19 protein-coding genes are annotated in these 24031 nt (G+C 48.0%); 12 read left to right on the forward strand and 7 right to left on the reverse strand.

Annotated elements, in window-relative coordinates:
- Positions 1-2: 2 nt before the first annotated feature.
- The 5 genes from ACLGLO_RS06405 to ACLGLO_RS06425 all read left to right on the forward strand — a co-directional run bounded on the left by ACLGLO_RS06405 (position 3) and on the right by ACLGLO_RS06425 (position 4992).
- Positions 3-1367: an FAD-dependent oxidoreductase gene (locus ACLGLO_RS06405; protein WP_492128079.1), complete on the forward strand. Its 1365-nt coding sequence runs from the start codon at positions 3-5 to the stop codon at positions 1365-1367.
- Complete coding sequence (locus ACLGLO_RS06410) at positions 1364-3328, forward strand: CoB--CoM heterodisulfide reductase iron-sulfur subunit A family protein (protein WP_492128080.1); 1965 nt, start codon at positions 1364-1366, stop codon at positions 3326-3328. The genes ACLGLO_RS06405 and ACLGLO_RS06410 overlap by 4 nt, the downstream gene beginning before the upstream one ends.
- Positions 3312-3596 (forward strand): ArsR family transcriptional regulator, encoded by a 285-nt coding sequence (locus ACLGLO_RS06415; protein ID WP_492128081.1) that lies wholly within the window; start codon positions 3312-3314, stop codon positions 3594-3596. The genes ACLGLO_RS06410 and ACLGLO_RS06415 overlap by 17 nt, the downstream gene beginning before the upstream one ends.
- 39 nt (positions 3597-3635) lie before the next feature.
- The gene (locus ACLGLO_RS06420; RefSeq protein WP_492129158.1) at positions 3636-4751 is read left to right on the forward strand and encodes a 4Fe-4S dicluster domain-containing protein; all 1116 of its coding nucleotides are present in this window, start codon (positions 3636-3638) and stop codon (positions 4749-4751) included.
- 70 nt (positions 4752-4821) lie between these two features.
- On the forward strand, positions 4822-4992 hold the full coding sequence (locus ACLGLO_RS06425; RefSeq protein WP_492128082.1) for a TFIIB-type zinc ribbon-containing protein: 171 nt from the start codon (positions 4822-4824) through the stop codon (positions 4990-4992).
- On the opposite strand, the gene speB is transcribed toward ACLGLO_RS06425, so the two are convergent.
- Positions 4989-5885 (reverse strand): agmatinase, encoded by an 897-nt coding sequence (gene speB, locus ACLGLO_RS06430; protein WP_492128083.1) that lies wholly within the window; start codon positions 5883-5885, stop codon positions 4989-4991. The two genes, ACLGLO_RS06425 and speB, sit on opposite strands and share 4 nt — an antisense overlap.
- Before the next feature lie 489 nt (positions 5886-6374).
- Here speB and ACLGLO_RS06435 point away from each other — a divergent pair, with 489 nt between their 5' ends.
- Positions 6375-9569: a DEAD/DEAH box helicase gene (locus ACLGLO_RS06435; protein ID WP_492128084.1), complete on the forward strand. Its 3195-nt coding sequence runs from the start codon at positions 6375-6377 to the stop codon at positions 9567-9569.
- Here the strand turns inward: ACLGLO_RS06435 and ACLGLO_RS06440 are convergent.
- Both ACLGLO_RS06440 and ACLGLO_RS06445 read right to left on the reverse strand, forming a co-directional pair.
- Positions 9519-10745: an Nramp family divalent metal transporter gene (locus tag ACLGLO_RS06440; RefSeq protein ID WP_492128085.1), complete on the reverse strand. Its 1227-nt coding sequence runs from the start codon at positions 10743-10745 to the stop codon at positions 9519-9521. The genes ACLGLO_RS06435 and ACLGLO_RS06440 overlap by 51 nt on opposite strands.
- A gap of 74 nt (positions 10746-10819) precedes the next feature.
- On the reverse strand, positions 10820-12127 hold the full coding sequence (locus tag ACLGLO_RS06445) for an acetyl ornithine aminotransferase family protein (protein ID WP_492128086.1): 1308 nt from the start codon (positions 12125-12127) through the stop codon (positions 10820-10822).
- A gap of 89 nt (positions 12128-12216) precedes the next feature.
- Here ACLGLO_RS06445 and ACLGLO_RS06450 point away from each other — a divergent pair, with 89 nt between their 5' ends.
- From ACLGLO_RS06450 to ACLGLO_RS06470, 5 genes are all read left to right on the forward strand, one after another.
- Positions 12217-13566: a cyclic 2,3-diphosphoglycerate synthase gene (locus ACLGLO_RS06450; RefSeq protein WP_492128087.1), complete on the forward strand. Its 1350-nt coding sequence runs from the start codon at positions 12217-12219 to the stop codon at positions 13564-13566.
- Positions 13567-13648: 82 nt separating this feature from the next.
- Positions 13649-14932, forward strand: coding sequence for a hydroxymethylglutaryl-CoA reductase, degradative (locus tag ACLGLO_RS06455; RefSeq protein ID WP_492128088.1), 1284 nt, complete (start codon positions 13649-13651; stop codon positions 14930-14932).
- A 98-nt stretch (positions 14933-15030) separates the two neighbouring features.
- Entirely contained in the window at positions 15031-15897 is an 867-nt protein-coding gene (locus tag ACLGLO_RS06460) for a hypothetical protein (protein WP_492128089.1), read from the forward strand.
- A gap of 156 nt (positions 15898-16053) precedes the next feature.
- The gene (locus tag ACLGLO_RS06465) at positions 16054-16938 is read left to right on the forward strand and encodes an AEC family transporter (RefSeq protein WP_492128090.1); all 885 of its coding nucleotides are present in this window, start codon (positions 16054-16056) and stop codon (positions 16936-16938) included.
- Between the two features lie 95 nt (positions 16939-17033).
- A complete protein-coding gene (locus tag ACLGLO_RS06470; protein WP_492128091.1) occupies positions 17034-17351 on the forward strand; it encodes a hypothetical protein in 318 nt (105 codons plus the stop codon).
- A 1104-nt stretch (positions 17352-18455) separates the two neighbouring features.
- Here ACLGLO_RS06470 and ACLGLO_RS06475 read toward each other — a convergent pair.
- The 4 genes from ACLGLO_RS06475 to ACLGLO_RS06490 all read right to left on the reverse strand — a co-directional run bounded on the left by ACLGLO_RS06475 (position 18456) and on the right by ACLGLO_RS06490 (position 22877).
- Positions 18456-18611 (reverse strand): hypothetical protein, encoded by a 156-nt coding sequence (locus tag ACLGLO_RS06475; protein ID WP_492128092.1) that lies wholly within the window; start codon positions 18609-18611, stop codon positions 18456-18458.
- The gene (locus tag ACLGLO_RS06480) at positions 18611-18751 is read right to left on the reverse strand and encodes a hypothetical protein (RefSeq protein ID WP_492128093.1); all 141 of its coding nucleotides are present in this window, start codon (positions 18749-18751) and stop codon (positions 18611-18613) included. The genes ACLGLO_RS06475 and ACLGLO_RS06480 overlap by 1 nt, the downstream gene beginning before the upstream one ends.
- Before the next feature lie 272 nt (positions 18752-19023).
- Positions 19024-21819 (reverse strand): PKD domain-containing protein, encoded by a 2796-nt coding sequence (locus ACLGLO_RS06485; protein ID WP_492128094.1) that lies wholly within the window; start codon positions 21817-21819, stop codon positions 19024-19026.
- 719 nt (positions 21820-22538) lie between these two features.
- Entirely contained in the window at positions 22539-22877 is a 339-nt protein-coding gene (locus ACLGLO_RS06490; RefSeq protein ID WP_492128095.1) for a DUF134 domain-containing protein, read from the reverse strand.
- 370 nt (positions 22878-23247) lie between these two features.
- Here ACLGLO_RS06490 and ACLGLO_RS06495 point away from each other — a divergent pair, with 370 nt between their 5' ends.
- Positions 23248-24030, forward strand: coding sequence for a radical SAM protein (locus ACLGLO_RS06495; protein ID WP_492128096.1), 783 nt, complete (start codon positions 23248-23250; stop codon positions 24028-24030).
- Position 24031 lies beyond the last annotated feature (1 nt).

The following is a 24031-nucleotide window of genomic DNA, read 5'->3' on the forward strand; positions in this document are numbered from 1 at the left end:
AAATGTCCGTCAAACCTTGGTACGAGAAGAAGTATTATAAAGATATAGAAAACTTGCCAGAAGAGGAGTACGACGTTCTGGTCATAGGAGGGGGAATAGCTGGAATTCAAGCTGCGCTAGATCTCGGAAACATGGGGTTCAAGGTAGTCCTGGTCGAAAGAGAGCCATCAATAGGCGGCTTCATGTACAAGCTGAGCAAAACCTTTCCCACAATGGACTGCGCAAGTTGCATAGCCACTCCCAGGATGGCGCAAGTATCCCATCATCCCATGGTTAAATTGCTAGTCTACTCTGAAGTGGAGGAAATAGAAAAGAAGGGAGAGGGAGATTTCAGGGTAAAAATAGTTGAGAAGCCGAGATTCGTTGATTCTTCCAGGTGCACTGGCTGCGGTCGATGCGAACTAGCATGCCCTGTGATATTGCCCCGTGAGTACGATTGGGGGCTAGTTGGCAGGAAGGCAGTATACATACCCTTCGATACCGCTGTTCCAAGGGTAGCAGTAGTTGATTTGGATCACTGCATATACTGCGGTCAGTGCGAGAGGGTCTGTCCAACAGAGCCTCCAGCGATAGACTTCACACAGGCGCCAAAAATACATCATCTCAAGGTTGGAGCCATAATAATAGCTACTGGCTTCCATCTTTTTGATGCTAGGCTAAAGGAAAGCTATCACTTCGGGGAATATCCTAATGTAATCACTGCGATGCAAATGGACAGGTTGTTGGCGCCTACAAGGCCTTATCACACGATTCTCCGCCCATCAGATGGAAAGGAGCCCAGCAACATAGGATATGTCCTCTGCGTTGGCTCTAGGGATAGGATAGTGAACAACCCTAACTGCTCTCAGATATGTTGCATGTACTCAATAAAGCAGGCTCAGCTCTTAATGGGGGCCCTGCCGCTTGCCGATATCACCATATACTGCATGGACATAAGAGCATTCGGGAAATCATTTGAGGAATTCTACCAGCAGGCCAAGGACATGGGAGTAAAGTTCGTCAAAGGGAGGGTCGCCAAGATAGAACAGAAGGAGAACGGCGACCTCATAGTTTGGTATGAGGACATAGAAAGTGGAAGACTTAGCAAGGCAGAGCACGATTTAGTTGTCCTCTCGGTGGGTTTACTGCCGAATAATGATACGGCGGATGCGTTCAAAGATCAGAAGCTTGAATTAGATGATATAGGCTGGATAAGGCCCATCAGTGAGAATCCAGTTAAAACAAACATAAAAGGAGTTTTTGCGGCTGGCACCATACTGGGGCCCAAAGACATACCCGATTCTGTCCTCGAAGGTGGAGCCGCTGCCATCCAATGCGCCGCATATCTCTCTGAGGTGCGGAAGAAACAGGCGAGGCGGACAGAATGAGCGAGGAGCTCAGAATAGGGGTATATGTCTGCCATTGCGGGGGCAACATATCCGATTATGTTGATGTGAAGAAAGTCGTAGAAGCTATAAAAGAGGAGCCTGGAGTTGTAGTAGCTAAAGATGTTATGTTTGCATGTTCAGATTCATCTCAAAACGAGATGATAGCTGATATCAGGGAACATAAGCTGAACAGGGTGGTGGTGGCATCCTGCTCCCCTAAGCTACACGAGCTCACCTTTAGGGAAGTGGTGAGGAGAGCTGGACTCAACCCCTACCTCTACTACCATGCAAACATAAGGGAGCAGGTATCATGGGCTCATACCGACACAAGAGAAGGGGCCACCGAGAAGGCCATAAGACATGTAAGAGCAGCAATAGCATACGTCAGGGAAGCCAAACCTCTGGAACCAATAAAGCAGAAGACAATGCATGCAGTCCTGGTAATCGGAGGTGGAGTTGCTGGATTAAGAGCTGCTCTGGACCTCTCCAGATTAGGACTGAGCGTTTACTTGGTGGAGAAGTATCCATTTCTTGGGGGAAGGGTTTCTCAGCTCTACAAAGTATATCCGAACGGGAAGAATGGTACTGAAATAGTAAAAGAATTAGCGAGCGAGCTCGTGAAGAGGGATAATGTTGCCATATATACCAACGCTGAAATAAAGTCATTCACTGGCTATATAGGAAACTTCGAGGTTGAGATTGAGATAAAGCCTAGGTATATAAAAGTGCCCTATGATGAGATCAAGGAGAAGATTGAAAAGCTGCCTGATGAGGTACCGGATGAATTCAACTATGGTCTTGTCAGGAGGAAAGCGATATACTACCCATATGAGGGAGCTTTTCCGCCCATACCTGTATTAGATAAAGAGCATTGCAGCGATCTGAAAGCAGTGAAGGAACTGCTGGGAGATGCGGTAGATCTAGATCAAAAGTCCGAAACAGTAAAGCTCAAGGTTGGAGCCGTTGTAGTTGCTACGGGATTTGACCCATACGAGCCAAAAGAGGGAGAGTTCGGCTATGGTAAACAGGGTGTGATAACCCTCCCTCAGCTTCACAGGCTGATGAACCTCAATGGTGGGAAACTGAAGCTGAATGGGAGGGATATAAAGGATGTAGCATTCATCTACTGCGTGGGAAGCAGGCAGAAGAGGACGTCCGAGGAAGAGGTTAACGAATACTGTTCTAGATACTGCTGCAATGCTGCCATGTACATATCCTCTCTTCTAATGGATCAGGGTATACGTACATATCACATAGTAAGGGATGTCAGAACCTACGGAAGATATGAGAGGATGTATGAGGATGTCAGCCGTAGAGGGGGCATCTTCATAAAATACAGCGAAGATGAACCTCCCGAAGTGAGAGAAGAGGGGGGAAAGCTGCTGATCAAAGTGAAAGATATTCTTACAGAAGGGGAGCATCTGGAAGTGCCAGTCGATCTAGTCGTTCTAGTGACAGGCATGGTTCCAAGGAAGAGTCCTGAGCTTGATAAGCTGTTGAGGATATCCAGAGGAAGAGACAGGTTCTACGTGGAAGTTCATCCTAAATTGAGGCCTGTGGAAACAGCAATAGGAGGCATATTTATTGCAGGTACCTGTCAGGCGCCCAGGGATCTATATGAGACTTTAACCTCCGCGAACGCAGCTGCATCAAAGGTAGCTGCTATAACGTTGAAAGAGATAATTGAGCTGGAGCCGTTCAAAGCAGAGGTAGATCCAAATGCATGTAATTTGAGCAAGAGATGCATCGAGGTGTGTCCATATGAAGCAATAGAGGTGAAGAACTATGGAGATATTGGTGAGAGAGCATGGGTGAACAAAGCGAAATGCATGGGGTGCGGCGCATGTGTTGCGGTCTGTCCTACCGAAGCCATACATCTCAATGGATTGACTAACAACCAGATAAGGGCGATGATAGAGGCAGCAGGAAGGGAGGTGGTGATAGGTGAGCGGAGGAGCTAAAAGGAGCACTGTTTTGGAGTACCGAAAGAAAACTGGAGCAGAGCCCTCGAAGGAACTGAATGAGCTTGTGAAGGAGATAAGCAGGGTAAGGACGAAGATCTTGAATGCACTTAGAGACGGTTCTAAAACCATTCCAGAGATTTCTGAGGAGATAGGAATGGAGAAAAGCCTCACTGCTTGGTATGTCCTGACATTCGTGAGGTATGGCATCCTGGAGCCTGAAAGCAGGACCGATGAGGGTTACTATAAATATAGAATCAAGAAGTGATAAGAATTGGCGAGAGTGGACCCAAAATTCATTGAAAGAGTGAAAAAATTAGGAGCATTCGACATAACCGCTTGTTATAACTGTGGCGTTTGCACAGCAATATGTCCTCTGTCCACGCAGGGGCACGAGTTTCCGCGAAAGTTAATCAGGTACTCGATATTGGGGATGGAGAACAAGATCGTATCAGCGCCTGAGTTGTGGCTGTGCTATTACTGCGGTGAATGCACGAAGTCATGCCCCAGACAGGCGGATCCCGCTGGGCTTATGATGGCCCTAAGGAGATATGCTACAATCAAGTACTCGGTGGGCAGGATAGCAGGGCTATTCTATAACAAGGTAACTGCTGCGCTGTCATGGACGATTCTCTCATTAATTGCTCTGGTAGGTCTACTGATGTTCATGAATCCAAATGTCAGCGTCGACGAGATGAGACAGAGCTTTCCGTACTGCTTCATAGGAAAGGGGTTTATCCATGATGCTGGGCTGATCTTAGGTGTAATTGTAATCGCATTGGGGTTGGCAAACCTTTACATAATGTACAAAAACATTTCTAAAAGTTACATCGTAGGAGCAAAAGGCAATTTTGGGCTTTGGGTGAAGAGCTCAGTGATGACGCTTATAGATGAAGTCGCTTTACAGCTGAAATATACAAAATGCGAGAATAAGCTCAGATATATCGGACACATGAGCCTCTTCTGGGGATTCGTGGGGCTGTCCATAGCTACCATAACCGACTTCCTGAGGGATTTCTACGGCATTAATATACCTCCGGTAGTCCCTCTGGGAATAGGAGTGGTTTTCGGCGCTCTTCTGCTCTACGGTTCACTTTACTTCATTGTTGGGAGGTTCAGCAAGAAAGAGGCATATGCGAAATATTCTCATCACACAGACTGGGTATTCCTCTGGCTGCTCTTCCTCGCAGGAATAACTGGGTTCTTAGTAACAATGTTCAGGTTCATGGGGTATCCTTTCCTCACATATATATTTCTGCTGGTCCACTTAGTAGCGGTATTCGACTTGCTAATAACAGCTCCTTTCACCAAGTTCAGTCATGCAATTTACAGACCTCTCGCCATTTGGCTATCGAGCACGATGGATCAGCTAGCTCAGGGAGCTCGCAAGGAATCCACTCCCGAAGCAGTCAAAAACACTTAACTTTACACCAACTTTTTTAGAGCAATAGCTTAATAATCCCAGCATTCTCTTTTGTAAACGGTGGTTTGTTTTGGAAGAGCAGCAGGCTGGCGGTGAAGTGATTTACATCTGCGCAAGGTGCGGGAGAGAGCTCAGACCTCAGGATTTTGAGCTCCTCCACAGCATAAAATGCGTCTACTGCGGAAGCAAAATAGTCTACAAAATGAGAAAGCCTTATGTCAAGAGGATAAAAGCGATCTAGCCTTCTCTCCTGCTCAATCCATACTTTATTACAGACTCGATGGCTATTCTCGCTGCCAGAGAGGTCGTCGCTTCTCCGCAGTCTCTCAGCGGATTTACCTCAACAATGTCCATCCCCACCGTTCTCCTTCCTATGAAGGAGTGGAGCATTTCCACCGCAGTGTGGGGATCCAGGCCGAGAGGCTCAGGGGTCCCGACGCCCGGAGCGAACCCAGGGTCAATAGCATCCATATCGAAGGTGATGTAGGTGCATTCAGCCTCTTCAGTCATCTTTCTGATCTTTCTCGCGGCTTCTGCAGCTCCGAACTTCCAGATGGCCCTGCTGGTGAATATTTCCATTGATTCCTTTCTGGCGAATTGGAGCTCTTCCGGGGTAGCAGCCCTCGTCCCAATGAAGACGAAATCAGCTGAAGGAATCTTCTCCCACAGCCTCCGCATCACGGTGGCGTGATTGAGAGAAGAGCCCAGATAATCTTCTCTGAGATCGAGGTGGGCATCGAAAACGATTATGAGGCAGCTGCTCCTGAGCATCTCCGCTGCTCCAAGAGTAGCAGTGTGCTCTCCTCCAAGCATGAGCGGAAACCTTCCTTCACTGCTAAGCGAAGACAGAGCTTCAGAAATCAGCTCAATGCTTCTGGGAAGGTCTCCCGGATAGAGAACGAGATCCCCCTCATCGTAGAAACCGATCTCAGTGAGATCCTTCTCCGAAATGAATGAGTACCATTCGAGGCTCTCCGCAACTCTCCTTATTTGCTCCGGAGCATACATGGTCCCGGGCGCATGCGAATTCGACATGTCGAGGGGTGCCCCGATAATGCTGACAGGTGAATCTTCCCTGCTTGCGCTGAAGTTGGCAAAAGAGAGCTTCCTTTCGAGCCTGAGCCTCCAGGACATCCTCTGCATCATCTCCACTGAAATTTCATCTGGATCTCTTCTTGAACACCTCTCAATCTCTTTCCCGGAGTTTAAAAATGATGCTCACTGGAAGCGTTATGGTCTGAATGAAACCTTATCGAAATCAGGTTCTCCAGCTCAATCTTGGAGATCTGCGTGTTTCCTGTGATTTCCTTGATTATCCTCCTCATCTCCTCGGAGCGATGAATCGTCTCAACGAGCTCCTCTGCTAGGATCTGCTCTGAAGATATAAGAGATGGTCTCTGGATGCAGCTCCCCCGGCATCAAATTCTCATGCTTCCTCTCCACACGATTGGACTTTCTCTCTATGTGTTTTTACTTTCTTCCCCCTCAATAAATAGTTCTCTCGCTTAGATAGATTTGGATCTCCTGCGAGACAGGTTCTATATATCGCAAAATCTTTTCAACTGCATCTTCTCATTTTATTTAATGCTGAACTCTTAATTATCAAAAGAGGTTGCTTGTTCGATGGAAGTGAGAAAAGTACTGGATTCTAAGAGCTCCCTCGAGGCCGACGGCTACACAGTCATAACAAAGATCGAGCCTCCCATTGAGCCGACCAGAATAGCCTCAACATTCTCTCAGCTCTTTCCTGAGCTCTCCCGGCATGCAGACGAAATAACGGAGAGGCTTGCCTCTTCATCTCCATACGTTCATCAGCTGGAGGCAATGGATGCCCTCTCATCTGGAATGAATCTCATCATGATCTCAGGCACTGGTTCGGGAAAAACAGAAGCTTGGGCCCTTCCAGCCCTGAGGATGGCAGCTCAGAGCGGTTCTTTCAAGGCTATTGCGGTGTACCCGACGCTTGCTCTGGCAGAGGACCAGATCAAGAGGATCTCCTCCTACGGAGTGGCCTTCGGAGTGGAGGTTCTCAGGCTCGATTCTCCCACGAGAGAGGAGGTTAGGAGAGCCGAAGGGAGAAAGGGTCTGAGGAAGAGGATAGCTGGGAGCAGAATCCTCCTCACCAATCCATCCTACCTCATGTCCGAGCTGAAGAAGTACGTTGTAGAGAGAGACAGGAGCATTCTCGAGCCCTTCTTCAGGAGAGCCTCCCTCATTGTTCTCGATGAGTTCGACTTCTATGACCCGAGGAGCATAAGCCTCCTCCTCGGAATGATCCAGGTCCTCTCCGAGACTTCGGAGGAGCCCCCTCAAGTTGCCGTCCTCACGGCTACGCTTTCCAATCCAGAAGAGCTCGGCGATTTCCTCAAGGCGATGACAGGGAGGGGGTACAGGATTGTTAGGGGTGAGGCATTCCATGTAGAGAACAGGATACACATAGTTCTCGGAAAGAACCTGAAGGCCGTTTGGGAGGAGATACTCAAGAGGAGGGGAGAAATAGAGCAGAAGCTTAGGGAAGAAGGCATATCTTGGGAGAGGGAGATCCAGGAGGCACTGGAGAGCTTCGAGAAGTTCAGGGAAAACCCCTACAAAATCGTTGCCTTCATTGAGGGCCTCGGGGTGCCGGTTCCCTCGATCAGCCTGGATATAGCGGAGATCCTCGAGCGGTACAGGAGCGATGATGGGCTAACCATAGTCTTCACAAGGAGCATAAGCAGGGCTGAAGAGATAGGGAGGGCTCTTCGCATGAGGCTCGGAGAGGAAGCCTCCTCAGTTTCTACCCACCACCACCTCGTCCCAAAGGACAAGAGGAAGGAAATAGAGGAGAAAGCGAGAAGGGGCGAGATGAAGGTCATCGTTTCCCCCAGGACCCTTTCTCAGGGGATAGACATAGGGAAGGTTGTCAGGATCGTCCACGTCGGCCTTCCGGACAGCGTGAGGGAGTTCAAGCAGAGGGAGGGAAGGAAGGGGAGGAGGCCGGGGATCCCGTTCACCGAAACAATCATAATCCCGTTCGGCACATGGGACAGGGAGCTCCTCTCGAGAGGATTCGATGCGCTGGAGAAGTGGCTCTCCCTTCCCATAGAGAAGACCATTGTTAACCCACGAAACCTGTACCAGAAGCTCTTCACAGGCCTTGTCAAGCTCATGTCGACTTGGTACAAAGTCAATGAGCTGACTGAGCTTGAAGTTGAAGCCCTTAAGAAGGCCAAAATCATCGTGAAGGAGGGAGTGAACAGAGCAAGGCTGAAGTATGTTTGGGACAGAATGAACTTCTACGAATTCGCACCTCCCTACGGGATAAAGAGGGTTCTCGAGGAGGAGAGGGGGCAGAGGCCTCTCGAGCCCGTTGGATTCTGCGATCTCGTTGAGATGTTCCAGAGAGGATGCTTCGACTACTCCAACGATGCCATCGTCTACTCCCACAGAATCGTGGAAAAAGGCAGGGGAGTTACTGCCATAATAGAGAAGAGGATCAGGGATGTCAGGTTCTTTGAAGATGAGGCCTTTGGAAGGGCATTGGAAGAGTACATTGATACAAAGCAGAGGTGGGGGGAGGAGCCATCGTTCATGAAGGACTTGTCCCACGGCCTGCTGAGCTCGAGAGTCGTTGTAACCGTTTACCCTCCACGAAGCGGCTTTGGGCTCCTGGTCAAGATCCCCGACAGAGTCCTCTGGATAGCGTCATCCTCGAGGCCGAAGGTCTTCTCCGCAGGGAACAGAGTCCTCGTCTCGAGGAACAAGAAGGTCATTGAGGTCCCCGTGGAAGTCCACGGGAAGTACATGGACTACACCTACGGCTACGTGTATGAAGTCGATGAGAGGCTGGAGGAGAGGCTCATTCGCTTGGGGCTCGCCCTCATAATAATCGCTCTGAGGAGGATGGAGAGCATATCTCTGAGCCTGATCGAGTACGGCTTGGCTTCCGTTGGGGGGAAGAAGATGTTCGATATCCACGAGACAGCATCCGCTGGGTTCATCGAGAGCTTCGACTGGCTCTCTCTCAGGGAAAAAATACAGAGCTATACTCCAGACGATCTCGATCTCATCCTCCTGAACGAGGTTGATGAGCTCGCTTATGCGGACTTCATAGAGCTCGGCTTCAACTGGGATGCCGTGAAGGAGTACTCGCTGAAGCTGCTCGACTACCTGAACCAGGGGAAAACGATGGAGGTCATGATCTCGGGAGAGATGGCCAGGATACCAAAGCCCTCGAGGAGCTTGAAGCTCATTGCTCTCGACGCACTCGTTGAGCCTGTGGAAAGGGACGAGAAACCCTTCCTCTACCTCATTGCCATGTCATTCTTCGACGGCGAATCGGCTGAAGCCTACGCCAGCATTTCTCCGATAGCTCCAGGCCTCAGGCCCGATGAAGCGCTGAGGAGGTTCGAAATCGAGCTCGAGAGCATGCTGAGCTACGAGGAATTCAAGCTCTTAGTGCCATCGGAAGATTTGTCGAGAACGCTCCTCTCCATGGGCCTCAAGAGGCTCCCGGAGGCTGTAGAAAAGATGGGGGTCGAAGTTATGAGGCTGATCGAGAAGAGGATATCGCCTCCGAGCATAGAGCCCTACCTCCACCTGGCGAGATCGCTTTACCCCCAGGAGGGGGAAGCATCTCTGGAAAGCGTGCTGGAGATAGTCCAGAAGATAAGGAGGGAGGGCTACACAAAGCTGAGCGAAGCGGAGGAGAGGGCGATAAGCTCCTACATGAAGCTGAGAGCGGCAGCCCTATACTTGGCATACCTGCACTCATCCTCTCAAGCAGCATCATCCAATGAGGGGAATGGCGATGTTGATCAGAAGGATGAAGATCGATGAAAGCATGGAGAGTATGAACAGCCCAAAGCCTATTCTTTCTTCCCCCATAAGTTCCCTCTTTCTCGCGAAGTAAGTTAGCGGAAAGAGCACCAGGGGGAGGGAGAAGGAGAGCACAGCCTGGGTGTAGACCAGCAGCTCCATAGTGCTGACCCCAAGAAGCAATGCTATGATGAACGGTATCATATTGATCAGCCTCAGCGTAAGCCTGACCTTCCACTGCTTCGCAGATCTCCCAATGTAGCTCTCGAATATCTTCACACCCGCTAGCACGCTGACCATAGATGAGCTCAGGCCTGATGCCAGAAGAGCTACAGCGAATATAATTGAGGAAACTGAGCCGAAGAGCGGGATGAGGGTATAGAAGGCGTTGTCAAGGCTCACAATGTTGGTGAGTCCATTCTTGTAGTAAGCATAGTAGCTCATTATCTGTATCGCTGCATTCACAATGCTCGCGCCGCCCAAATTCACAGCAGTTTCCTTCAGGTGGTGCTTCAGCTCCGCCTTCCTTTGAGAGGGAGGAGCCCTGAGCGATTTTTCCGATGAGAGGTATGAGTGAAGTATTACTGCGTGGGGCATGACTGTGGCGCCTATTATGCTGGTTGCGGTGAGGATCATCATCCTGCTGCCCAGGCTGGGAATGAATGAATGGAGGAGGATCTCTTCTGGGCTCGCGTGAACTATCGCAAGCTCGATCAAGTAGCTCAGCCCTACTACACCCACGAGCCCTGCTATGAGCAGCTCCATTTTCCCCATGTCTTCCGTCAGGAAGAAGAGAATGAGAACATCGAAAACGGAGAGTAGGGCAGAGGCCGTCAGGGGGATCCCGAAGATCAGGTGGATCCCCACAGCCATCCCTATGAACTCTGCCATGTCCGTAGCGAGAATGGCTATGAGCAGACCGAGAAAGTAGAGCTTCTTCTCATTCCTGCTCAGCCTCTCCATTGTAAGATCGACGAGGCCCCTCTGGGCAACCAAACCTATCTTTCCAGAAATGTACTGAAACATGACGGCCATTGCTCCAGATAGCCAGACAACCCACAGGAGAGAGAGGCCGTACTTCGAGCCAGCCTCTATATTTGCCCCGAAGTTCCCCGGATCTATATAAGCAACCGCCACAACGGTCGCCGGTCCTATGACAAGCATCCTCTTCAGCCTTTCAGTCCTGCTCAGCTGCACCCAAAGCTCCCCTCTCTGCATCCAAAACAATGAAGAGCTATAACTGCTTTGAATATATATCAAAAAATCGATATTTAAACAGAAGACTTCAAGGCTTCCCTCAAAATCTCGATCCCTTCATCGAGAGCCTCCATATCGATGTTCAGAGGAGGAACTATTCTTATCGCAGATTCCCCGCACCCTATAACGATCAGCCCCCTCCGGAAGGCCTCTCTCACTATGCTGTTCCTCTTTTTTGGATCTGGCTCATTCCCCCTCCCCTGCTTCACAATTTCCACCGCCCTCGCCAACCCTATACCTCTAGCATCTCCTATTGCTTCGAACTCATCCATGAGCTCGCTCAGCCTCCTGCCGAGATGCATTCCTGCCCTCTCAACATTAGGCAGGAGCTTCGGCGTTTCTTCGAGAACTACTTCCGCGGCGCTCAGGGCAAGAAGATTTCCTCCGAAGGTCGAGGAGTGCTGTCCGGGTACCCTGAAAGCTATGTCTTCTCTGTGCACAACTCCACCCAGAGGAATTCCGTTGGCAATGGCTTTTCCGAACTGGATGGAATCCGGAATGGCGTTGAAGTTCTCTATTGCCCACATCTTTCCCGTTCTGCCGAGGCCCATCTGAACCTCATCGTCCATGATCAGTATCCCGTGCCTCCTTGCCAGCTTGAAGAGCTCCTGGAAGAAGCCTTTCGGAGGAACCACATACCCCCCCTCCCCCTGGATCGGTTCAATGAAAACGGCCGCAAATTCCTCAGGAGGGAATGCCTTGAATATCACGTCCTCGATGAACGAAATGGCCCTGCTGACCAGCTCATCCGGGTTCTCATACCCATTGATCCTCCAGACATTCCTGAACGGATTGGGGAACGGAGCATGAACAACTCCAGGCATCGTTGGGAAGAAGCCGAGCTGCTGCACGCTTTTGCTCGCAGTCAGGGATAGAGCCCCCATAGTTCTCCCGTGAAACGCCCCGTAGAAGGCGAGGATCCTCCCTCTCCTCGTCGCGGACTTCGCCAGCTTTATTGCTGCTTCATTCGCTTCCGCTCCGCTGTTGGAGAACACCACCTTCTTCTTCCCTCCGCCGGGGCAGGTGGAGGTGAGCTTTTCTGCCACCTTCGCCCCAAGCTCGTGATAGAAGTCTGCCAAGGGGAAGTGCATGAGCTTGGCAGCCTGCCTTGAGACAGCTTCAGCGATCTTCTGGTTGGCGTGTCCCAAGCTCACTACAGCAAACCCGCTTGAAAAGTCCAGGTACTTCCTCCCATCGACATCATATATGTAAACCCCTTCTCCCCTCTCGGGGACGAGAGGAAGGTTCTCCACGTCCTGCGTGAGGACATCTAAAACCTCAAGGCTCCTCTTTATTATCTCTTCGCTCCTCCTGCTCGACACTTGAAGCACCAAATATTATTAATAAACAATTAATATTAAAAATTATAGTTGCACTGAAATAGATAGCACCAAATCAAAAGGTGATAGGTATGGAGAAGGTTAAGAAAGTTGTGATTCTCGGAGCAGCTGGAAGGGACTTTCACAACTTCAACGTGTTCTTCAGGGACAACCCCCAGTACAGGGTGGTTGCATTCACCTCAACTCAGATTCCAGGGATAGAGAACAGGGTCTACCCTCCAGAGCTGGCGGGTAGCCTCTATCCAAATGGAATACCAATATACTCTGAATCGAGGCTCGAGGAAATACTCGAGTCTTACGGAGTCGACATCGTCGTTTTCGCATATTCAGATGTCTCCCACGACCACGTAATGCACCTTGCCTCAATATCCCACAAGCACGGCGCCGACTTCTGGCTGCTCGGTCCAAAGAGCGTCATGATCCGCTCATCGAAGCCTGTTGTGGCGGTCACAGCTGTTAGGACGGGAAGCGGCAAGAGCCAGACCTCGAGGAAAGTCGCTTCCATACTCAAGGAAATGGGATTGAAAGTAGCTGTGATAAGGCACCCCATGCCTTACGGGGACCTCCTCAGGGAAGCAGTGCAGCGGTTCTCGAGCTTCAAAGAGCTCGACAGCTCCGGGCTGACGATAGAGGAGAGGGAAGAGTACGAGCCCCACATCGCCAATGGAAACATCGTCTATGCGGGGGTAGACTACGAAAAGATTCTGAGAAAGGCCGAAACGGAGAGCGACGTGATTCTGTGGGATGGAGGCAACAACGACTTCCCCTTCATAAAGCCGGATCTCTGGATAACGGTTGCCGACCCACTCAGAGCAGGGCACGAGCTCAGCTACCACCCAGGGGAAACGTGCTTCAGGAGCGCTGATGTAATAATCATAAACAAGATCGACAGCGCGGGCCTCGAGGGGATCGAGGCCGTCAGGGAGAGCATCAGGAAGTACAACCCCAAAGCAGTTGTTATAGAGGCTGCCTCCCCAATATTTGTCGACGGATATGAGAAGATAAGGGGGAAGAGGGTTCTGATAATAGAGGACGGCCCTACTCTTACGCACGGCGGAATGAGCTTCGGTGCAGGATACGTGGCAGCGAGGAAGTTCGGAGCAGCCGAGATCGTGGATCCGAGGCCTTTCGCTGTCGGGAGCATAAAGAGGACCTTCGAGATATACCCCCACCTGAAGAACATCCTCCCAGCCATGGGATACGGCAAAGAGCAGATCGAGGAGCTCGAGCAGACGATAAATGCTTCAGATGCCGACCTCGTTATAATCGCCACTCCGGTTAACTTGGGGAGGATCCTGAGGATAAACAAGCCCTATGTGAGGGTGACCTACGAGCTTCAGGAAGTTGGGAGGCCGACGCTGAAGGACGTCCTTCAGGACTTCGTGCAGAGAATGAAGGAAGAGGGTAAGCTTAAGTTCTGAGGCATCTATTTATATTCAAGAAGAAGCTAAATCTTTTTTTCGCAGAGCTGCAACTCTTGAGCTCAGAGAGATGTGATTTTGCATGAGTGCACCGACCGGTAAATCATCCAGGATACAGGGATTTCACAGGCTCAGCAGGGAGGAGAGGCTCAAGATAATCGAGGAGTTCTCAGGCCTCAGCGCGGAGGATATCGAGCTCCTGAACAGATGGGGAGCTATGGAAGGCAGGGTTGCCGAGACGATGATAGAGAACGTCGTCAGCGCCATGTCCTATCCCTACGCAATTGCCCCCAACTTCAGAATAAACGGGAGAGACTATCTCATCCCAATGGTCATTGAGGAGCCCAGCGTGGTTGCTGCCGCCTCGAACGCGGCGAGACTGATGAGGGAGGGGAAGGGGATAATCTCCATCTCTACGGATCCTGTCATGATCGGGCAGATCCACCTCATCGGAGTGAGCAACCCAGAGTACAGAGCGCAAGCGATACTCGAGATGAAGAAGGAGATAATCGATTATGCCAACTCCTTCGATCCCGTCCTCACCTCCCTTGGAGGAGGGGCAAAGGACCTTGAGGTGAGGGTCCTCCAGACGGAGAAGGGGAAGGTCCTCACAGTCCACCTGCTCGTGAACGTCATGGATGCCATGGGGGCCAATGCTGTGAACACGATGTGCGAGAAGGTCGCCCCCCTTCTCGAAGAGATGACGGGAGGCAGATCTGTTCTGAGAATTCTCAGCAACCTTGCTGACAGGAGGCTCGTGAGGTCGAGAGCCATCGTGAAGGCTGGGGATATAGGGGGGAGGGAAGTAGCGGAGAAGATCGAGTGGGCATCAGCGATTGCTTTCGCAGATCCATACAGGGCAGCCACCCACAACAAGGGGATCATGAACGGCATCATAGCTGTGGCGCTAGCAACTGGGCAGGACCACAGAGCCATAGAGGCGGGAGCTCACGCTTATGCTTCCAGAACCGGGAGGTACCTCCCCCTCTCCAGGTGGGAGCTCACCCCTGAGGGAGATCTTGTGGGAACGCTCGAGATGCCTCTCGCTGTTGGATCAGTTGGAGGAACGATCAGAGTTCACCCGATGGCAAAGCTCTCCCTGAAGATATTAGGGGTCTCGAAGAGCAGCGAGCTGGCCGAAGTCATGGGGGCTGTTGGGCTTGCGCAGAACTTCGCAGCGCTGAGGGCCCTTGTGTCTGAGGGGATACAGAAGGGCCACATGAAGCTCCATGCCAAGAGCCTTGCCGTGATGGCCGGAGCGACCTATGAGGAAGCTGAAAGGATAGGAGAGATCATGGAGAAGGAAGGGAACATATCTTTCAAGAGGGCGAGAGAGCTCCTCGAGGAGATAAGAGCCAAGAAGTGAGAAAAAAAGTGGTAATACCGCCGTATAACTATTACTTCATTTTTTCTAACCAGAAAATTAAATATATACTTTTTTCTTAAAGATGTGGCGGGTCCTCCATGAATAAGGATAATCCTCTGCCTATAGAGAAGCTGGTTCCAGTGTTCATCTGCGCTTCCAAGCCGGAGAGCACTGTAAAGCTGGTCTTCCGATCATCATCTCCAAAGGAAAAGGTGATGCTCAGGCTCGCCGAGGCTCTCAATCCCCTTGGCGCAGTCATCAAATTCCTGAACATTCAGGAGAAGGCTGCAGAAGAGATCCCGTCGTTTCTCTGGATAGCGGTTATAGAATTCGGTTCATCTCAGGCAGAGTTCGAGAAAGCTCTCAAAAGAGTCATGGAATCCATGGTGAGAGAGGGGATGGCCGATGAATATTACTACACCTTTCCTATCAAGAGCGGCTACTTCATAGATCACAGCATCTATTCTCTGGCAGACTCAGATGGGAGGAGGCTCGCTGTCTTCAGCTATGAAAACCTTGTGGGGCTCTTCGTAGTACCAAGGAAGGAGTACGGTCCCTCTATGGGAGCACTTATCATTGAAAAAATTGGAGAGATGTACGGAAAAACTCTTGGAGCAAAGATGAAGAACGAGTGCAGGGAGCTGGGATCAAAAACCTGCCTCGAGGTGCTTCACTCTCAAGGAGAGGCTAAGGGGTTCCTCCATCAGAGATCCCTCGAGGCATTCCAGGACAGAGAGGGGATTTTCATAAAAGTTGATTTCGACAGGCTCATTGAGGAAGAGATCCTTCTCGAAAGCGGTATAAGAGAGTGCGGAGCCCACCAGAAAGGGGTCTACAAGGGTTTCCTCTCAGAGGTTCTCGAGGAAAAGCTGGAAGAGGGCTCAGTAGAAGAGGTCAGGTGCATATCCAAGGGAGATAAAATATCTACCTTTGTCTTGAAGCTTCCTCCGAAAATAAAGCTCTAGCTTCTCTTCCATGAACGCTTTAAACATAAGGAGCTTTCCAACCGGCATGCCTACATGGTAGCAAGAAACTGGCTGGAAGCTTTCGCTCAAAATATTATAACCAGCGATCTCTACACGATCTTCAATACTGTTCAGCAATGAGACGGTGAACTTCATTTGGAAGCTGCAGAAGCGATCGCTCTGCTATTCGGCCTGATGATCATTGGCTCGCTGTTCAGGAGGTCATTCTACGATAAGTCGTGGTTTCAGCCCTTCTCCAAGGGGCTTATAGACTTCCTCTACTGGATCCTTGTCCCCCTGACCTTCATAGAAAACTTCTCGAAGAGTGGAGTCTCGAGGGATCTAGTGATCCCCCTCATCTCATCGGTTCTGCTTATAGCGATTGTCTGGTCAGCCGTTCGCTCATCTCACTGCATCGCTGATAAAAACATAGAGAGAGGAGTGATCCTCAACAGCACCATTCAGAACAACCTTTTCGTCGGCTTCCCGGTGCTCTACTCTCTCTTCGGCGATGCCACCATGTCCCTCTACTTCGGCTTCATAGCGTTCATATTTGCTGTTCTCCTTCCAGACATCATGGGGAGAGGGAGGTTCACGGCAGAAGCTCTCGTGAAGAATCCCGTGATCATTGGAATGATACTGGGTTCCTCGTTTCACTACGCCTTCGGCCAAATCTCAAGCTACGTATCATCGCTTCTTTTCTGGGCCCCTTCAGCCCTCTCTTACATCTCAATATTTGCAACGGGCCTGGCCCTCCAGATGAACACGGAGCCGATAAAGAAGAACCTGATGGCGTTTCTCATCAGCTTCGCTTTCAAATTCGCCCTGAACCCTGCTGTGAACATACTCCTCCTTTCCCTCTTCAGCATCCCTCCTCTCTACAGGAACGAAATAATAATACTCTCATTCATGCCTCCAGCCAGCTTCAACACAGTGATGGCCATGAAGTACGGCTGGAATCCAGAGTTTGTTGCATCCTCTTCCTTCGCCATGACGGTAATCAGCTTAATAGCAGTGACGTTCATCTACCACCTTATCTGACGGCCTTATTCCTCAGTTAGCTTGCTGAGCAAAGGATAAGGGGAACTGGAGGATAATAGGAGGAAAAGCTGAGGGATGTCTGCTTAGCGGAAGGCTTGAGAAGGTGCCTGGAGATACTGCATGCAATTGGTTCTCAGAGGGGAATCGTTCACCAGAAGCACATTGAAGCCCTCCGCGATAGCAAGGGAGGCATCATAAGGATTCAGCTAGATAGAAACATCGAGGAAGAGATTCTGAGAGAAAAGGGCATCAGCGAGTGCGGAAGGTATCAGCTCGGCGTGTACAGAGGATTCCTCCGCTCTGTTCTAGGCAGAGAGCCTGAAAGCGACGCTGTAGAGGAGATCAGGTGCATTTCGAAGGGAAGCGATGTGAGCGAGTATTTGATTAAGCTTCCACCTGATGCCCCGCTGTGAGAGAAGTATCCCAGTAGACTACCCATGGAAACATCCGAGCCTTTTTCTCCTGAAAATGAGCTCAGAATCGAGTGTGATTAACTGGAGATTAAAAACACCATTGGTTGATTTAACCTCTTCTCACTTTCCTCCCGCTTGTCGTGAGGAGGATCGCGTCCGAGCCGTTTGAAACCCGAGATCTCAAGCACCTCCGCTATTCACTTACTGCCGAGAAGATTATTTAAGGGGGAGGACGCAAGAAATAACGGCTTAAAGATCCTTTTCCTCTGCTTCTTTGCATTTCCCTTCACCTATGTATTTTGTCGTTTTCAGAAGCTTCCGCGAAATTGACGTATTCCACAAAAAGCTGCGGTGAAGTTCTCTGCGCTCTCCCTTCATAAAACAGCTTTGAAATTGAATTCTGTAGCTTAGAAGAAAGGCTGAAAACCGATTCATGTGGGTCGAAAGAAGCAAAAGGCATAGATACTCGACTGTTCTTCGAAGCTCAGCATTCCAGAGGAAAATACATTGAATATTATATATCTTTATGGACATAAAATCAATTTGAAGAAAATGGCTTTAACATTAGTTGATTAGATAGAGACGTGAATCTCCTTTCCCTTATATGTGAGGATTTGTTTTACAATGATATAGAGCGAAAGGCATTTCCGTTGAAATATTGCGGTTAAAAGGTAGTGCTCCAAAGGATTTTTTCACCTGCTGGATAGGTCAAGTGCATATAGCTCTTTAGAGCTCTTTGCTGTTGCGCCTCTCTCAGAATTTCTCTACTTCGATGTTCATAAAAGTCTGATTCCAAAGAGAAAGGAGCAGCTCTATTATCGATGTAATTGGGATGTCTGAATGTGCGAAACAAGAAAAGCAGGTGAATTGGATGGGAGTGTCTTTGATAGTGTATTATGTGGTCCATCTGTTGATACACCTTTGAAAAAGGAGGCAGCCTTACTGGGCTTTTGTTAGAGAGAAAATCTAGCAATGAGTCTGAGTTGACCCCCGGGGTCCTTCGTGTCAGCTGTTTTTGGACCTTTCTCGCAGCCCATATGTTAGAATAATGGCACGCACACATAAATGGTAATCTTTTTCATCGCCTTGGAGTGCAGTGCATGTTCACGGAATTAGAACTGAGGCGCTGAGCAGATATTTTGAGAAGGCTAAGCCCCTTTTCAGCAAGATCATAAGCGCTCCGATGGCCATTATAAGCGTCGGCTTCCCGATGGCCCTGTGGAGTAGTTCACCGGGTATAACTATCAGAACAAAGAGCATTAAGCCTCCTCCTGTGCCGAAAACCCCGTTATTACTTCAATCCTGAATCCTAGGACTACTGCGAGGAAAACCTTTGAAATGATAACAGGCGGGATGAGAAACACAAAAAATCTCTGGAGAGCCCCCATCCTCTGCTGCACCTTATCATCATGAAGCCTGCTTCTGTAGATATTCTTTTAGAACTCCACGTTTTTCATGTAAATGTAGTGCAACGTTGAAATCTTGTATCTCAACATGTGTACTCTAAGGACTCAAATGAATGATATTGACAATTAGGTAGAGAACGTAGCCTCGTATTTTTATACCCCCTTTTGGTTTTTGTTGGGGTTTTTGCTCGTTTTTCTTTTGTGGATTGCTATGACTGCTATTATGATTAGTAGTATTACTGTTGCTACTACACTTTTTAGCCATCTTATAATGGTTGGTAGAGTGGTTTATGCAGGTAATGGTGTTGATATGTGACGGTTACTGATATTGCTTGGGTAGCGGTGTTTCCGGCAGAGTCTTTAACGATTAGAGTTACAGTATAAATTCCGGGGTTGGTATAAATGTGGGTTACGATTTTTCCATAAGCTTTTGCTCCATCTCCGAAATCCCATTCATAGCTGACTATACCGATATTGTCAGTTGACGTGCTTGCATCGAAGGTTACTAGCACTCCGGCAGTTGCACCTCTGCTTCTTCCAGCTTTGAGAACCGGGGGAGTCTTATCAATTTTAATAGTTTCCATCTTTGTGGCTTCGCTGTTTCCGGCCACGTCAACAGACTTGAAGTATAGCCTTATTTCACCCTCAAGGCTTATGGTAAAAGCGCCAGTATACTTCCTCCATTCAACCCCATCAAAACTGAATAATGTAGAGTCAACACCTGAAAGCGAATCGTTAGACCTAAACGTCACAGTAACGTCTGAAATAAACCAGCCGTTTTCGCCAGCCATCCCACTAAAATTTATTGAAGTTGAAGGGGCAGTTTTATCCAACTTTATACCAGTCAAAATATGATGCTCTTCTTCATTACCAGCATAATCAACACTCCAATACTCCAAAGTATTGTTGGTACCCTCAACCTCAATCAAAGGATAACCATCAACACTAACGCGCTTAACAGGTCCCGCATTAACTCGATAATAAGTTTCTGCTACGCCACTTTCATTATCTACTGCTAATAACTTTATTGTAAAATCAGAATTATGCCATAAACCATCATATTCAGCGATCGTTGTTGGGGGAGTCTTATCAAGTATAAAGGGAGCAATAATTTTCATTCCTTCAAGCACCCTCTCACTGCTTATGCTAAAGCCTGCTAAATTGAACAGCCATGTCAAGTCTTCATTTACGAGCGTAGAGTATAAGATCACAACACTTTCCAAGTTAGAATAACCATATTTACTCAGGATAGAACTCGCCTGAACCCATTCTTTGAAGAACTCCTTGTGGACAGTAGGACCATACATCCTATGTATATAGAAGAAGACGAATTGCATGGTTTCAATTTGATCGAGATATGAAGTGATGTTTGCTTTCCCTTCAATATAATCAAAGAAGAAGGGATGTGAACCCCAGTACCACAGCCTAACATTGTCACCATAGATATTAGCTATCCCCTCTATTCCTAGGTAGGTTGCTAATGGTTCACAGAACCAAGGACATTCAACACCGTAAGGCTTACTGCTCGTAAAAGAGAACATGTGACCTAGCTCATGAGAGATTACGGATGCATAAGAAGAAACTAGTGAAGGCCATCTTGCTACACCTACACCAAAACCAATAATTCTATAGCCTGCTACGCCACACCATTCAAAATTAACTTTAACTGTAAATGGCTTTGCTTCTAGATCCTCCCCAACAAAGTTGCCAATCGAATTATAAAGCTTTAAAACTGTATTTACAAAGCCATTAATTCTAGATTGATTAGCTATAATCCAGAAATACTCTTCAGGTACATCAAAAATAAAATCATTAACTGTAAAGTTCATGTAGTGAACTACACGTTCTTCACTATATAAAAAACCTGTTTCTTTGATTAAACCGAGAATAGGTCCAGTATCTATCTCCAGGTTATAAGTAGCATTATCTTGAAAAGATCTCCCAACACCATAAAATAGTGTTCCCGGTATCTCTGGACCGATGTTCTTATCATAGACTACCGCATTATCTTCGTAGATTCTAAGTTTAATATAACGCGAAGAGTTTGGGTTAGAATAGAATGCTAAAACGTTTCCGAACTCATCCCGTATGTCAAACCAGAGTTGCGTATCTTCTTTTATAACCCAGAAGTGGAATGAAAACTGTCCTCCAAGACGGTATAAGTATTTACTGTTTTCTTTAGGTTCTAAGTAAATATGCTCAAAGTAATAATACCAATTCGGCGGAATAAATCTCGGATTTAATACTATTTTCGTTGGAGAGATTTTTATGGCTGTTCTACCGTAAATTTGGAAACAGTAAACCCAATTTCCAAGGTAAAGTTCTGGGAGTCTGAATTCTACATCCCAGTAAGTAGAAGAGCTCTTATCTGGATTATAGGCCTCAAACGTTATTTCAGAACTATTTTCGGCTGAGATTACGACAGTTGGTGTGTCGAGTGAAGTGTTACCCACTAAGAGATAATTGATTGACGTGGTTGAGCGTTTTATTCCTAAAATAGTTAGGCCACCACTTAGATTTCCCCCGACATATAATGAAAATATGGCTTGGGGGTGCTGACTAACCAATGATGGTGGTAATGCTGGGATTAACCTTGTTAAGAATACGAATATTTCATCCGGCTGAATATAGGCACTATTTTCATCAATAAATATGATATTTAACTTTTCTTCAGGTTTTAGAACTAGATAAGCATCGCTGTCAATACTTTTGGTAATTGCTATAAATATTCCTTCATTAGAGTATCCTTGGCCTGTAGAAGCTATGAAAGTCCAATTACCTTTTGGCAATCTAAAATTATAGATGCCCAGTGAGTTTGTAATTCCCCATCCCTCAAAATCGGGATAAGTTATTCCCCAATCTTCAGAAAACGCCTTAATCCAAGCCCCAGAAACAGAGCGACCATAGGCATCTCTAACTTCGACTATTACATTAACGAACTTAAACATTTCATTTCTCGAAGAAGAGCTATATCCATTAACAATTTCGGTTGGGTGAAATGGATAAAGATTAAGAGAAGATAGAAACAGTAGGCCAAATATCACTATTCCTATCTTTTTCATTTTCTATCATTAAATTTTATTAATTAATAAATATATATTTTTTCGCCATTTATGTCGGCATTTTCCCGAAGGAAATTGCGCGAAATGTCACATTGCATATTTCCCTATGCTTAGTCTCCTGCTTGAGTTAAGTCACAAGACGCGCATTGCCCCTCTACTTCGTGGCCTTTAGCTCCTGTACATCTGATGGACATTACCCTCTTGACCGAGAACTTCAAGTTTAAACCTTATTCTGGTTCCAAAGCTGGTGCCGTTGTGATGTGATGCTAACACTAAATATGGGCTGGCAAATATTGTTGGCGGTTGCGTATCCATCGTTAATGTTATTCTCCCAATGGAACGACTTTAAATGATTCTTTTTACCATATTAACTACTACGTAGGCTACTCTAGCACAATCAAGTCAAAGATAACCACTTGAGTTTTGAACCGCAACCGGGAGGCACCATGTCACTCTACGCTAATACCGATATCTTCCTGACTATCGACTTTGAAGGTAGATCGTAGATGCGATTGTAGATATGTTTTGGGAGATAAATGGAAGCTTGAAGAAGCAGTAATCAGCCCCAGATTTCTTTTATTATGATAAGACACGTAGAGAGGGATGATAATGAAGTTACCCCAGAGAAGCCTACGTAGCAGCGTTGACAGCTTCACTAGTCAATCCACAGGAATCTATATAGGGATACATCTACGAGCTTCATAAGTAGAACCAGACTTTCACATTTCTTCAGAAGGTTTAGAGGCTGAGATGACCTTTATTGCTTTGCCCTCGTACAGAGCCTCGGCGATCTTGGCTCTGGCAGTTTCGAGAACCCTCCAGAATGTCGCTTTCGAAACCCCCATTCTGATTGCTGCTTCGTCTGTCGAGAGTCCATCGAGATGTATGAGTTTGAGCGCCTCTATCTCATAGTTGTACAGCTCAACAGTTTCCATTTGAGCTGAAGAAAGCTCTCCCTTTATTGGGACATACATTATGTTGCTCAAATCTAAGCTGCCCCTTATCTCAATTGGGGGCCTTCCTCTGCACCTGCGGTATCCTCTCATCCACCTCGGCATTTTTCATCGCTTCTGCCGCACATATTTTTCACAGCCATCCACTTTAATATGTTGCTGAAAACTTTGTTATGTTCCTTTCAAAAATGTTAGAATATTTTTGACCTTTCTCTTCACAGCTTATATGAAGAGCTGTGCGGAACCCCCAGCATCCCTGTCTGGCAACATGTGAACAGCAGTGCTTTTTTTAAGGACAGGATATGTTTTCAGCGCTCAGCTCTGCAGACCTGTTGCGTGTTTGAGGATCTATGAAACCTGCCTCGACGTTAACCAGCAAACGCAACACTTATAAGCATTCGCTCCTGCTTTAAAAACGAAGCTATAAGTGCTGGATTTTTTATCAAAGAAATAGGCTTTGAGAACGATGGTCGACTTGAACGAAAGGAGAGCCGTCTACGACCCTTTAGAGCTAAGCAGAATCGCTGAAAGGAGAACCACGAAGATAGTAGAGGGTAAAGTATACAGAAAGTACTGGCGATTCCGGGGAGGAAGGTGGTACGGAGGAATCGCTACGGGGGACGTCGTGGGGTGCAACCTTCGCTGCGGCATGTGCTGGTCCTGGAGGAGCTCATTCAGCTACGAAACCGGGAGTTTCTATTCCCCGGATGAAGTCTCTGAAAGGCTCATGAGCATAGCGGAAAAGAACAACTACGAGAGCGTCAGGATATCAGGCGGGGAGCCCACGATATCGAAGCCCCACCTCCTGGATGTGCTGAAGGGGATCGAGGAGAGGTTTAACTTCATTCTGGAAACAAACGGCATCCTGATAGATGACCAGTATGCAAGAGATCTCTCCAGCTTCCAGAATTTGATTGTGAGGGTTTCGATAAAAGGAGCATCTCCAGAAGAGTTCAGCTCGATAACGTTGGCTGATGGGAAGTACTTCTTCAAGCAGATACAGGCGCTTGAAAGCCTAGTACAGGCAGGGTTCATTCCATGCAGAGAGGTTTACCCGGCAGCCATGCTCGGCTTCACACCGGAGGGCGGAGAGAAGGACCTTCTGGAGAGGCTTAGTAAAATAGACGAGAGGCTCCCAGAGTGCCTGGATGTAGAATATGTTATCCTCTACCCCCACGTCGAGAGGCTGATGAGATCGAGGGGGCTGAAGCCTGTGCGATGGGTGGCTCCAGACGGCATCCCGAGCTCAATGGTCTGAA

The sequence above is a fragment of the Fervidicoccus sp. SLHALR4 genome, from assembly GCF_058692745.1.

Coding starts and splice junctions, on each gene's coding strand:
- ACLGLO_RS06490 (WP_492128095.1), bottom strand. CDS start 22,877: ATGCCGAGGTGGATGAGAGGATACCGCAGGTGCAGAGGAAGGCCCCCA.
- ACLGLO_RS06485 (WP_492128094.1), bottom strand. CDS start 21,819: ATGAAAAAGATAGGAATAGTGATATTTGGCCTACTGTTTCTATCTTCT.
- ACLGLO_RS06435 (WP_492128084.1), top strand. CDS start 6,375: ATGGAAGTGAGAAAAGTACTGGATTCTAAGAGCTCCCTCGAGGCCGAC.
- ACLGLO_RS06450 (WP_492128087.1), top strand. CDS start 12,217: ATGGAGAAGGTTAAGAAAGTTGTGATTCTCGGAGCAGCTGGAAGGGAC.
- ACLGLO_RS06405 (WP_492128079.1), top strand. CDS start 3: ATGTCCGTCAAACCTTGGTACGAGAAGAAGTATTATAAAGATATAGAA.
- ACLGLO_RS06460 (WP_492128089.1), top strand. CDS start 15,031: ATGAATAAGGATAATCCTCTGCCTATAGAGAAGCTGGTTCCAGTGTTC.
- ACLGLO_RS06455 (WP_492128088.1), top strand. CDS start 13,649: ATGAGTGCACCGACCGGTAAATCATCCAGGATACAGGGATTTCACAGG.
- ACLGLO_RS06475 (WP_492128092.1), bottom strand. CDS start 18,611: ATGCTCTTTGTTCTGATAGTTATACCCGGTGAACTACTCCACAGGGCC.
- speB (WP_492128083.1), bottom strand. CDS start 5,885: ATGTCCTGGAGGCTCAGGCTCGAAAGGAAGCTCTCTTTTGCCAACTTC.
- ACLGLO_RS06410 (WP_492128080.1), top strand. CDS start 1,364: ATGAGCGAGGAGCTCAGAATAGGGGTATATGTCTGCCATTGCGGGGGC.